The 11,923-nt window shown below is 68.1% G+C and carries 9 protein-coding genes, 1 tRNA gene and 1 pseudogene; 4 read left to right on the top strand and 7 right to left on the bottom strand.

Going from position 1 to position 11,923, the window contains the following annotated elements; all coding sequences use genetic code 11:
• Positions 1-240 precede the first annotated feature (240 nt).
• The 7 genes and pseudogenes from AB0N03_RS51575 to AB0N03_RS51545 all read right to left on the bottom strand — a co-directional run.
• A pseudogene (locus tag AB0N03_RS51575) lies at positions 241-505 on the bottom strand (hypothetical protein); the annotation flags it as partial.
• 96 nt (positions 506-601) lie between these two features.
• Positions 602-2,095 (bottom strand): carboxylesterase family protein, encoded by a 1,494-nt coding sequence (locus AB0N03_RS51570; RefSeq protein ID WP_364388817.1) that lies wholly within the window; start codon positions 2,093-2,095, stop codon positions 602-604.
• Positions 2,095-3,516: an ATP-binding protein gene (locus tag AB0N03_RS51565; RefSeq protein ID WP_364388815.1), complete on the bottom strand. Its 1,422-nt coding sequence runs from the start codon at positions 3,514-3,516 to the stop codon at positions 2,095-2,097. Before AB0N03_RS51565 ends, AB0N03_RS51570 begins: the two co-directional genes overlap by 1 nt.
• Positions 3,513-5,165, bottom strand: a complete 1,653-nt coding sequence (locus AB0N03_RS51560) for an FAD-dependent oxidoreductase (protein WP_364388813.1) — start codon at positions 5,163-5,165, stop codon at positions 3,513-3,515. Before AB0N03_RS51560 ends, AB0N03_RS51565 begins: the two co-directional genes overlap by 4 nt.
• 10 nt (positions 5,166-5,175) lie before the next feature.
• Positions 5,176-6,102: a ribonuclease Z gene (locus AB0N03_RS51555; protein WP_364388811.1), complete on the bottom strand. Its 927-nt coding sequence runs from the start codon at positions 6,100-6,102 to the stop codon at positions 5,176-5,178.
• Positions 6,103-6,115: 13 nt separating this feature from the next.
• Positions 6,116-6,685, bottom strand: a complete 570-nt coding sequence (locus tag AB0N03_RS51550) for an HdeD family acid-resistance protein (RefSeq protein WP_364388809.1) — start codon at positions 6,683-6,685, stop codon at positions 6,116-6,118.
• 150 nt (positions 6,686-6,835) lie between these two features.
• Positions 6,836-9,022, bottom strand: a complete 2,187-nt coding sequence (locus tag AB0N03_RS51545) for an RICIN domain-containing protein (RefSeq protein WP_364388806.1) — start codon at positions 9,020-9,022, stop codon at positions 6,836-6,838.
• A 276-nt stretch (positions 9,023-9,298) separates the two neighbouring features.
• Here AB0N03_RS51545 and AB0N03_RS51540 point away from each other — a divergent pair.
• From AB0N03_RS51540 to AB0N03_RS51525, 4 genes are all read left to right on the top strand, one after another.
• A tRNA-Ala gene (locus AB0N03_RS51540) sits at positions 9,299-9,371 on the top strand.
• A gap of 322 nt (positions 9,372-9,693) precedes the next feature.
• Positions 9,694-10,929, top strand: a complete 1,236-nt coding sequence (locus AB0N03_RS51535) for a sigma-70 family RNA polymerase sigma factor (RefSeq protein ID WP_364388804.1) — start codon at positions 9,694-9,696, stop codon at positions 10,927-10,929.
• Complete coding sequence (locus AB0N03_RS51530) at positions 10,926-11,201, top strand: hypothetical protein (RefSeq protein ID WP_364388802.1); 276 nt, start codon at positions 10,926-10,928, stop codon at positions 11,199-11,201. The genes AB0N03_RS51535 and AB0N03_RS51530 overlap by 4 nt, the downstream gene beginning before the upstream one ends.
• Before the next feature lie 225 nt (positions 11,202-11,426).
• Positions 11,427-11,759 (top strand): helix-turn-helix domain-containing protein, encoded by a 333-nt coding sequence (locus AB0N03_RS51525; protein WP_364388799.1) that lies wholly within the window; start codon positions 11,427-11,429, stop codon positions 11,757-11,759.
• Positions 11,760-11,923: the final 164 nt, after the last annotated feature.

Genomic DNA, 11,923 nt, shown 5'->3' with positions numbered 1-11,923 from the left:
GCGGCCAGCTCATCATACGAAGGACGGACACCTTCTCCCACAACAAGATCATCCCACAGTCACGCTCAAGTCCCGGAAATGGCCTGAACAGTTACGAATTCAAGCTACTAGAACGCGTGTTCGAACGTCATCACTCACAAGGGTATAGACCGAAACTCACACGTCCCGGTCTCGCAGATACCGCGTGTGATCGGCCTGCCGGTCGACGTCGGAAGCGTAGAACCGCTCGGCCACCCGGTGCGCGAACCCGTACTTCCCGAGGTCGACCGTCGTCGCGATCTGCCGCGACCCGGCCGTGTCGACCTCGACCTTCAGGCCGTGGCGGGCGAAGGCGTCGACGACGCGCTGGTCGGTGAAGAACGCCTGCTTCTCCGACCCCGATCACGCCGCGCACGGCGGTGAGGTCGCCGCCCTGCGCGGAGTCGTCGCCGCGGCCCCAGACGATCACGGCGACGACGGCCAGCAGCAGCACCACGGCCAACCCGATGGACACCTGGCGTTTCACTGTCACTCCCCTCGACGGCCAAATCCTCTACGGCCTTCGACTCGTTTGACGCGCGAACGAGCCAGTTCGAAGTGAAGGAAAGATGAACTGACGGGGTCAGGACGGCTGGAACCAGGTCCCGGGCGCCCATTCCGTGTCGCCCCAGGCTTTCCGCTCGTCGGAGCGTGGGTCGAGCACCAGATCCGTGTCTTCCCGGAAAACGAGCACCGGCCGCAATTCGGGGCCGTACGGCGGCCATTCGGGACCGTCGGCGTCCGCGACGCCGTCCCGGACGAACCGCACCCAGCACCGGTGGATGAGCAGCGCCGCGCGCTCGCGCGCCGGGTTGACGGCGGAGCCCTGCGGGGCGAGCGGCAGCGGAGTCTTCCACGCCATCGTCGTCTCGGTGCCGTGGCCGCCGTCGAGCTGCTCGGGCACACCGGGTGCCGCGATGTCGATGCGGTAGCGGTAGACGGCCGCGTAGGCGGACTGCGCGTCGGCGAGGCGCTGCGTCGGGATGCCGTAGCGCTCGTCGCCCATCGCGGCGATCTTCGCGGCCTTCAGGTCGGGGACGCGGCGAAGGTACGTCTCGAGAAGCTGCGAAGCGCCTTCGTCACCGAGAATGCCGTTCAAGACCGAGCTCGCCGGAGCGGTCGCGACGTCGTCGCCGAGCATCAGCGCGTACGTGCTGCCCTCGTTGCTGTTGCAGCCCACGAGCAGTGAGACGCCGGCCGCGCTCCCCCGCCGGATCGGCTCGATCGGAATCTCCGGCAGCACGCGGGGGTGCAGCGTCGGCCGCCACAGCCACAGCGCCTGGAAGCCGGTGAGGATCCGTTCCTGCGCCTCGACGAACTCCTTGGCCGGCAACGCCCGCAACGCCTCGACGTCGTGGCAGCCGACCTCGTCCAGGAGCCGCCGGGCCAGCGCGGTCCCGGCGTCCGGCGTCGCGACGTGGTCCGCGCCGCCGCTGCTGCTGATCGCCTGGGCGAACAACCCCGTGCCCAGCGGGCTGCCCATCAGGTTCCCGACGCTCTTCGCGCCCGCCGAGACGCCGTAGACGGTGATCCGAGCGGGATCACCGCCGAACGCGGAAACGTTGCGGCGCACCCACTTCAGGGCCTCCACCTGGTCGAGGAACCCGCACACCCCGGCGTCCGCTTCGGACTCCCCGAAGATCCCGGCGAGGTGCAGGAAGCCCAGCGAACCGAGGCGGTAGTTGATGGTGACGACGACGATCCCGGCGCGCGCGAACTCCTCGCCGTCGCCCAGCTGCTCGCCGTGGCCGACGCGGTACCCGCCGCCGTGCAGCCAGAACAGCACCGGCCAGCCGCGCTCGGGAACGGGCCCTTCCGGCGTGCAGACGTTGAGGTACAGGCAGTCCTCGTCGCAGACGGCGGCCGGGTTCATCGGATCCGGCGACTGCATCGCGTGCGGCCCGTACTCCGTCGCGACGTGCACGCCACCGGACAGCGACGGCGGCCGCGGCGCCTTCCACCGCAGCTCGCCGACCGGCGGCCGGGCGTACGGGATCCCGCGCCACCGGCGGACGCCGTCGCCCGCCAGCCCCACCAGCGCCCCGAGCTCGGTCGTGACCGTCGGGACGGAAGCCATCAGAGCGAGGCCTGCTCGACCGTCGGCAGGCAGATTTCGAACCGGGTGTTCCCCGGCTCCGACTCGACGCGCAGGTCGCCCTGGTGGCGTTCGACGACGATCTTCCACGAGATGTCCAGGCCGAGCCCGGTGCCCTCGCCGACCGGTTTCGTCGTGAAGAACGGCTCGAAGATCCGCTGCCTGATGTCCGCCGGGATGCCCGGGCCGGTGTCGCCGACCTCGACGCGGACCTGGTCGTTCTGGCCCCACGTGCGCAACGTCAGCGTGCCCTCGCCCTTCATCGCGCCGAGGGCGTTGTCGATGACGTTCGTCCAGACCTGGTTCAGCTCGGCCGGGTACGCCGGGATCTTCGGCAGGCTCCGGTCGTACTCCTTGACGACGCGGACGCCGTCGCCGATCTTGCCGGCGAGCATGACGAGCGTGGAGTCGAGGCCGTCGTGGACGTCGACCCACTGGTGCGGCGCCCGGTCCATCTGCGAGTACTGCTTGGCCTTGCCCACCAGCGCGGAGATCCGCGTGGTGGAGTCCTCGATCTCGCCCATCAGCATCTCGGTCTCGAGCGCGTAGGCGAGCCAGCGGACGGCGCCGTCGATGAAGGTGTCGCCGACCTGCTCGAGGACGTTGTCCAGGTCGGCCGTGGTCAGGCCGGCGCGGACGTAGATGTCGGCGAGGTCCCAGCCCTGGTCGATGCCGCGGTCTTCGAACCAGTCGGTGATCTCGTCCTCACGGTCGGCCTGCTGCATCGCGGACAGCTTCTCGGCCTGCGCGACCTGCTTGACCAGGCGTTCCTGGACGTCGATGAGCTGGTAGAGCAGCTCCGGCTCGATGTCCTTCTTCGCGAGGAAGGCGAGCTTGTGCCGCATCCCGGCGACGCGTTCGCGCAGGGCGGACGTCGCCCGGACGGCGGCCGCGGCCGGGTTGTTCAGCTCGTGCGTGAGGCCGGCCGACAGCTCGCCCAGCGCCAGCAGCCGGCGGCGCGAGCCGATCACGGTGTCGCTGTTGCGCCACCCCAGGTACATGCCTTCCAGGAGGTGCGTCGCCATCGGGAACCACCGGCGGAACTCGACGGAGAACTCCTTCGACGGCAGCGAGAGCAGCGTGACGTCGGAGAGCGCGCGCACCGAAGCGCCGTAGCGGTGGTCGTCGTCTTGATGCACGAAGAACTGCGTCGCGCCGAAGTAGGCGCCGCGCTGGTCGGACCGGTTGGTCTCCACCTCGGTGCCGCTGACCAGGCGCGTCATCCGGATCGCGCCCCCGAGCAGGACGTAGAAGCAGGTCGCCTCGCCGCCCTCGCTGATGATGGTCGAGTCGCCTTCGTACTCCTCGAGCACGGCGTTGGCGGCCACCCAGTCGAGCTGGTCTTCGGAAAGGTGTTCGAAAAGGAAGAGCCCGCGAAGCTCTTCCCGCGGCAGTGCGCTCATTGTTCCTCCAGGTACCGGTGTACCAGCGTCACGGCCATCGCGCCCTCGCCGACCGCGGACGCCACCCGCTTGACCGACTGCGACCGCACGTCACCGGCCACGAACACGCCGGGGACGGACGATTCGAGGTAGTGCGGATCACGGTCGAGCGACCAGCCGGCCGGGCGCTGCCCGTTCGCCGTGAGGTCCGGGCCCGTGCGCACGAAGCCGTACTCGTCGCGGTGGACGCCCTCGCCGAGCCAGTCGGTGCGCGGGGCGGCACCGATGAAGATGAACAGGTGCCCGCTCTCGACCGTTTCGGTGACGCCGTTCTCGCACAGCGTGAGCCGCTCGAGGTGCTCGTCGCCGTGGGCCTGCTTGACCGTGGTGTGCGTGCGGACGTGGATGTTCTCGATGCCGGCGATCTGCTCGATCAGGTAGTGCGACATCGACGCCTCGAGGGACTCGCCGCGCACCAGGATCGTGACGTCGCTGGCGTGCCGGGAGAAGAACACCGCCGCCTGGCCGGCGGAGTTGGCGCCGCCGACGATGTAGACGTGCTCGCCCTTGCACTCGGGCGCCTCGGTCGCGGCCGAGCCGTAGTAGACGCCGCGGCCGCTCAGCTCCTCGATGCCCTCGGCCTGCAGGGCCCGGTAGGTGACGCCGCTGGCGAGGATCACCGAGTGCGCGGCGATCTCGCTGCCGTCGCCGAAGGTGACGACCCGCGACGAGCCGCGGGCTTCGAGGCCGACGACGTCACGAGCGGTCAGCACCTCGGCGCCGAACTTCTGCGCCTGGCGCCGCGCCCGGTCGGTCAGCTGTGCGCCGGAGACGCCGTCGGGGAAGCCGAGGTAGTTCTCGATGCGCGAACTGGTACCGGCCTGGCCGCCGGTGGCCTTCTTCTCGACGAGGACCGTGCGCAGGCCCTCGGACGCGCCGTACACCGCGGCGCCGAGCCCGGCCGGGCCACCGCCGATCACGACGAGGTCGTAGAACTCCTGCGCCGGGCGGGTCGACAAACCGACCGCGTCGGCGATCTCGCCGCCGGTCGGCTGCTTGAGCACGGTGCCGTCGGGGGTGACGACCACCGGGATGTCCGCCTCGGTGGCGTCGGCGGCCTTGAGCAGGCGCTTGCCTTCGTCCTCCTCGACGGAGTACCAGCGGTAGGGCACGGCGTTGCGCGCGAGGAAATCGCGCATGTGGAACGACGGCGACGAGTACCGGTGGCCGAGGAGCTTGACCTCTTCGACCGGCTTGTCGCCGGCCGCCTTCCAGGTCTCGACCAGCGCGTCGATCACCGGGTAAAGCTTCTCCTCCGGCGGGTCCCACGGCTTGAGCAGGTAGTGGTCGACGTCGACGACGTTGATCGCCTGGATCGCGGCGTCGGTGTCGGCGTAGGCGGTCAGCAGGGCGCGGCGGGCGTGCGGGAACAGGTCCATCGCCTTCTCGAGGAAGGCGATCCCGTCCATCTGCGGCATCCGGTAGTCGGCGAGGATCGCCGCGACGGCGTCACCGCGCAGCTTGATCTCGCGCAGCGCGTCGAGGGCGTCCGCGCCGGAGTCGGCGCGGATGATGCGGTAGTCCTTGCCGTAGCGCCTGCGCAGGTCACGGGCGACCGAGCGGGACACGGCGGGATCGTCGTCGACGGTCATCAGGATCGGCTGGCTCACGAGATGCAGCCTACGGCGCCCGGTGGTCCGCCGGGGAGGACCGGCGTTTCGGGACCTGGACCCGCTCCAGGTCCTCGGCCACCACGATCTCGCCGTCGAACTCGGCTTTCGCTTCGTCCAGGAAGCGCACGGGGTCGGGGTAGCGCTGGGAGAAGTGGGTCAGTACGAGCTGCCGGACGCCGGACTCGGCGGCGACGCGAGCCGCCTGCCGCGCGGTCAGGTGCCCGAAGTCACGGGCCAGGTGGGTGTCCTCGGCGAGGAAGGTCGACTCGATCACGAGCACGTCGGCTTTTTCGCTGAGCGCGTACACCGCGTCGCAGAGGCGGGTGTCCATGACGAACGCGAACCGCTGGCCGGGCCTGGGGGTGCTGACGTCTTCGAGGCTGGTGGTCCCGAGCCGGCCTTCCCGCCGGAGCTTGCCGACGTCCGGGCCTTCGATGCCGTGTTCCTTCAGCTTTCCGGGGAGCATGGTGCGGCCGTCCGGCTCGACCAGGCGGTAGCCGAACGCCTCGACGGGGTGGCTCAGCCGCCGGGCCTCGAGGGTGAACTTCCCGGTGGCGATGGGGCCGTCCCCGGCGATCGGGTGTTCTCGCAGGTCGGCCTGCTCGTAGAACGACGTCGCGTGCCGCATGCGCTCGAAGTAGTGCGCGCCGGACGCCGGGAAGTGGGCGTGGACCGGGTGCTGCACCTTGTCGAGCGAGAGCCGCTGGATCACCCCGGGCAGGCCGAGGCTGTGGTCGCCGTGGAAGTGGGTGATGCAGAGGCGCGTGACGTCCGTGGCCGCGACGCCGGCGCGCAGCATCTGGCGTTGGGTGCCTTCGCCGGGGTCGAAGAGGATGCCCTCGCCGTCCCATCTCAGCAAGTAGCCGTTCTGGTTGCGGTGGCGCGTGGGCACCTGGCTCGCGGTGCCCAGCACCACCAGTTCGCGGGTCGACACCCCCGCACGCTACTCAGGCGGCCGGGGCGGTGTCCCCGAGTTTGCGCAGCCGGAAGGCCAGCACCAGCAGCATGATCCCGTAGAGCAGCGCGTAGATGCCGACGAGCAGCGCGATGCCGAACGCGCCGGCGATCGGGTTGATCACGATGAGGACACCGGCGATCACGGAGAGCGCGCCGGCGGCGACGAGGAACGCCTCGCCGTTGATCTGCTTGCGCAGCCGGATCGCGGCGGCGATCTCCGCGACGCCGGTGACGATCGCCCACAGGCCGACCAGCAGGGCCAGGAGCAGCACCGTGATCCCGGGCCAGACCAGGACCAGGATCCCGGCGATGATGCCGAGCGCGCCGAGGACGCCGTAGGCGGCGCGGTGTCCGGCGTCGCCCGGACGGAAGGCCTGCATCAGGCCGCCGACGCCGTCGACGATCGCGTACACGCCGTACAAGATCGCCAGGACGAGCACCGTGGCGGCCGGCCAGATCAGCGCGAAGAGCCCGAAGAGCACGGCGACCACACCGCGGACGGCGACGATCGGCCACGCCTTGCGGGGCTCGACGATGGAGAACGCTGCGAAGGAGGTCATGAGTCGCTCCTCGGGTGTCGGGAGACCCATTATCGCGACAAAACGCCAGGCCGGCGCGATGCACCACCCGTTCGGGCCACATCGTCCACTGTGTCCGTACACATAGGACCGGCGTGCGCCGCGGCCGCCACCACGGCGCACGCCGGTTGCTCAGGGGTAGCTGACCAGGTTGACCGGCTTGGTGCCGGTCGGGGTCGTGTCACCCGTGGTGTTGATGACGTGCGTGATCGTGCCCTGATAGTTGAGCGACACGGTCACCATGTCGTGGAACTTCACGCCCGGGGTGTTCGGCGCCTCGAAAGCGTGGGCGCTGGCGACCGAGGGGTTGGTGCTGAAGTAGCAGTAGCTGCCCAGCCCCCACGCCTCGTGGCTGGTGACGTTCGCGCCGACCTTGTAGGCGGAGTAGCCCTTCGTCGACCCGTTCATCCAGCCCGCCTGGTTCGGCACGTCGTAGGGCATCTCGTTCTGGAAGAAGTAAGTCCGGCCGCCGTTGCCGTTCCAGACGACCTGCGTCTTCTGGTAGTGCTCGACGAACAGGCCGTACATCGTCACGTTGTTGCCGTTGACGGTGAGCCCGGTGTCGGCGGTGTTGGTGCCCCAGCCGACGTTGTTGCCGTTGTCGGCGTGGTCGGCGCGCCAGATCCACATGTGGTCGCCGATCACGTTGCTGCTGTTGACGACCAGGCTGTTCGTCGCCTTGCCGACGGCCGGGCCGCCGATCCGGAAGAACACGTCGTGCAGCGACGTCGGGTTCGCCGCGTGGTCGGCGGTCGAGCCGGCCTGGCCGACCTGCATGAGGGTGTTCGAGTTGGTCGTGCCGGCGTCGATCAGCAGGCCGGCGACCTTGACGCCGTCGACGTCGTCGACGTTCATCGCGGTGACGCCGCCGTCCGGCACCATGGTGGCGATGCCGAGGCCGAGCACGACGGTGTCCGGCCGGGTGACGTGCAGTGCCTGGTTGAGGTGGTAGACACCCGGCGTGACCAGCAGGTTCTTGCCCGCGGCGAGCGCGGCGTTCATGTCCGCGGCGGTGGCGCCGGGCTTGGCGATGTAGAACTGGTCGATCGGGATCGAGCTGCCGGGCGCGGTGCCGTTCGCCCAGCTCGTGCCGGACGCGTTGGTCTTCACGCCGGGGACGAAGACCTGGTAGTTGCCGGCGTTGTCGATGTAGAGGAACGGCTTATCGCGCACGACCGGCGTCTGGTTGACGGTGGTGTACGGCGGGGCCGGGAAGGTGTTCGATGGAGCGCCCTGGACGCCCGCGAAGACCATGTTCCAGTTCGAGCCGGACCAGCTGCCGAACTGCGAGTTGCGCGAGATCCACTGCTGCTGCGAGCCGGAGCGGACCTGGCCGTCGACCTTCGTGTCGGAGATCCAGCCACCGCTGGCCCAGCCGCCGTCGTCGAGCTGCAGGTTGCCGCGGACGTGCATGCGGCGGTACGGCGCGGCCTGTGACACGGCCCACCGATCGGTGCCACCGGTCGGGTTCACCGACAGGTTCTCGGCGCCTCGCCAGAAGTTCTGCGTCGCGTTCTGCGGCGGGAACCAGTCGGCCTCGACGTGCACGGCGCCGTTGATCGTCACGGCGTCAGGGCTCAGGCCGAGGCCGAGGACCTGCGTGTAGAAACCGACGTTGACGTCGTTGGAGTAGGTGCCGGGCTTGAACATCACGGCGTAGCGCTGGCCGCCGAACTGGTTGCGCTCCTGCTGGCTGAAAATGCTGTTGAGCCGGCTCTGGATCGTCGCGCTCGACATCGAGGGGTCGAAGACCACCACGTTCGGGCCGAGGTCCGGCTGCCCGGGCTGCGTCGTGTTCACGGGGTTCAGGATGAACGACTGGGCGGTGGTGCCGTTGCAGGCGTACTGCTGGAGCTGGACGGAGTCGGCGGCGGAGGCACCCGGGACGTCGAGGCACTTCCCGCTGTTGCGGCTGACGAAGTGGTAGCGTCCGCTGCCCTCGTCGACGGCCTGCCACTGCTGGTTGGCGCCGTTCGAGTAGCTCCAGAGCTGGACGAGGCCCCCATCGGCAGTGGAGACGCCGCTGACATCCCAGGCGGCGGCGGGGTTGCCGCGGGTGTTCACCCGGAAGTAGCCGTCGCTGGTCGGCTGGAACTGCCACTCCTGCGAGGCGGTCTGGTTGCAGGAGTACTGCTGCACGACGGTGCCGTTGGCGGTCCCGGCGGCCCGGGCATCAACGCACTTCCCGCTGTTGACGGAGGCCACGGTGTACCAGCCGTCCGGGGTGACCGCCGCTTGCGCCTGACCGGTGGTCAGCATGCCCGCGACCAGGGCGGATGCCGCAGAGAGCAGCACCATCACCCGCCGTCTCGTCTTCATCGAAACCTCCTCTGCCGCTTTCACGGCGTACGTAGAGCAGGAAACGGCAGAGGCGTGCCCGGTCTAGGGGTAGACGCGGCGTAACGGGCGGGGACCTCGACGTCACAACCGCCGAAAATGTAACGGCGGACACACTGGGAGTCAATACACGACTAAAAATAAGGTGTGAAGTCGCAGGTCAGGGGGTTGGCCGTTGCTGTGACACCCCCTTCGCGAGGGTGGTGCGGGGCTCGTGTAACGTATGGCCACACGAGATGCGGAGTTCACCTTCGCTCCGGGGCTATGGCGCAGCTGGTAGCGCACCTCACTGGCAGTGAGGGGGTCAGGGGTTCGAGTCCCCTTAGCTCCACCGTGACGAAACACCGCCCACCGGATCCGAAGATCCAGGTAGGGCGGTTTTTTCGTTGTGCCGGATCTTGAGTTTCGCCAAGGAGAAGTTCAGCTACCGGCTAGTAGCTGGGGCAAAACTGGGGCACGGGCCGGACGGCGGCGAAATGGGGTCGCGAAAAGTGCCCCAGCAGCGTCCCCCGGACAGGTGGATCTTCGAGTCATCTCGCAGCCAGACGCCTGCCGGGCAGCGGCTGACGACGACCGGTGCACCGCAGCCCAGTCGACAGGCAAAATTTTGAGCAACCCGGAACGAAACGCGAGCGTCGTGTCGTGGGGTAGACATGACGAGCACCACCGACACTGCAGACGTGACCATGCGCCACGACGAGCCCACCGGGGACGAGCACAACCACCTGCTGGATGAGAACTCGGAGCAAGCAAGTTCCGAGAACTTCCTACGGTGCTGGAACATGTCAGCCGGCTTCATGTACAACGCGATCCTCCGCGCACGTGAACCGCTACCCCCGGAGTATGTGAGCCTTCCCCTCTTGGGCTCGAAGACCGACCTGGAGATGGTCGGCGCCCTCGCCCAATGGAACCTGCTCTGGGAAGCCGCCCAGTTCCGCCGGTGCGTCTTCGACGAAGACGAACTTCCACCGGAGATCCGCGCAGTCGCGGACCGCGGAGACCACAACGTGATCTTCGTGCCGCGCACCCGCTCCCGCTACTACGAGTACCTGCCGCTGGTACACCTGATCCCCAAGGCGATCCTCAAGCGGTACGGCCTGCCACTCCTGCACCGAGGAACCTGGCCCACGATCGCAGACTTCCCCCGTGTGGACTCCCTCCTACCCGCAGACTTCGGGGCCCGCCTCGCACGCGCTTGGGGCGCAACCGTGTGGCGCCATCTCAACTCCGGCTCGACGATCAACGCCTTCTCCACCAACGACCCCATCCGACTGCTCGCCCACAACCTCGACTTCTGGATCCCACCGGTCACCGAGATCATCCAGGAGTTCCTGCGGGAACTCCCAACCGTGGACAACGGCATCGAGGAGATAGCGCCCCGACTCGTGGACGGCAGCGTGCTGGACGGTGCCGTCACAGCGAACCCTCGAATCGGATCGGACCTTTGGCGCGGCGAAGTCGAGGCAGCCGAGACCGTGGGATGGACCGTTGACGCCGCCGATGCCGACGGCCGGCTGCGGGGCATCATCGAGGCCGTCCGTACCAACCGCGTCGAGGACGACTTCTCCGACCGCTGGTCGAACGCTCGCGCCGACTTCGAACGCAAGCTCCACCACACCCGATCGAAGGTCAAGGTCCGCTTCGTCGAATTGCCCGACACCATCCCCGTCCAAGGACCGGAAACCGAGATCATCGGCAACATGGTGACCGCCGACTTCCTCACCCTGCTCGACCCGACCGGCAAACAGATCGTCGTGCTGCTCAACAGCGGTCACACGAAACTCGGCGACGTAGCCGACATCCTCGGCTACCAAAACCACAGCCCCGTCTCCAAACGACTCAAGCGCATCCGTGAGCAGGCAGTCCGGTTCTTCGAGGAGCGCTCGTGACCCAGCGGGATCCGAACGCCGTTGTGGCAAGCGTGCGGCAAAGCGAACCACTCACCTTCCCGAAGCGCGCTAACACCGCACCATCGAACATCGTGGAGTTACTGGACAGGATCATCACGTCTACTCCGAACACGGTCCGGGCCGTCGTGGGCATCGTGGTCGTCATCACGATCATCAGCGGCATGCTCTGGCTACTGAACGCCGACCTGACCGCCGGACCGGTAACCATCACTGGCCACGAGACCGGCAAGACGACCCGTGCCGAGCGGTAGCACTGCAGTGTCCCCGGTTCTCTGCGGCGAGAACCGGGGACACCATGACGATCAGCCCACAGGGCTAGCGCGGGAAGCTCATGCACGGGAGCGAACACACGGTTCGTGATCGCTCCCGGCCCAGGGGTGCGCACTCGTTCAGCGCGAACCATGTCATTTCGTGTCTCCTGCAGTTCCGTTAAACGGAGTTAGCGACAACTGATCGTCGCTCACTTCGAGGCAACCATGCAGACCGACCACGAACTTGCACGACAGCTCGGCCCCACGACGCAGAGCTGCCCGGAGAACGTTGTTCACGAGGGATCCCACAAACCTGGGCCTGCTGACGCGAGCCAGCTCCTATACACGCCGGCGGCTGCAGCTGAGCGATTGACCATCGGCGAGTCGTGGCTCCGCCGCAAAGCCGGCCAGCGCCTCATCCCCTGCACCTTCGTCGGCAAACACCTGCGCTTCACCGAAGACGACCTCCGCGCCATCGTCGCCGCCGGCCGCCGCGGACCGAGCCACCAGAACCAGGCTCCGAGTCGGCCCAGCCGACGACGCCGAACTCGGCGCTAGCACCCGATCCGGTCGCACACCGAGGTTCTTCACCGAATCAGCTTCCTCTCTGTCGCCTATGGAGCGGTCCTAGTACTCCAGCCGGACTTCGTGATGCCGCTGGTGGGCTGCCTGAAGACAGGTGCGGCCACCAGTTGATCATGGTCGGTTGTGTGGACTAATAC

The sequence above is a fragment of the Amycolatopsis sp. NPDC051061 genome, from assembly GCF_040682935.1.
GTDB lineage: Bacteria > Actinomycetota > Actinomycetes > Mycobacteriales > Pseudonocardiaceae > Amycolatopsis.
This window is presented reverse-complemented; position numbering and strand designations above follow the sequence as displayed.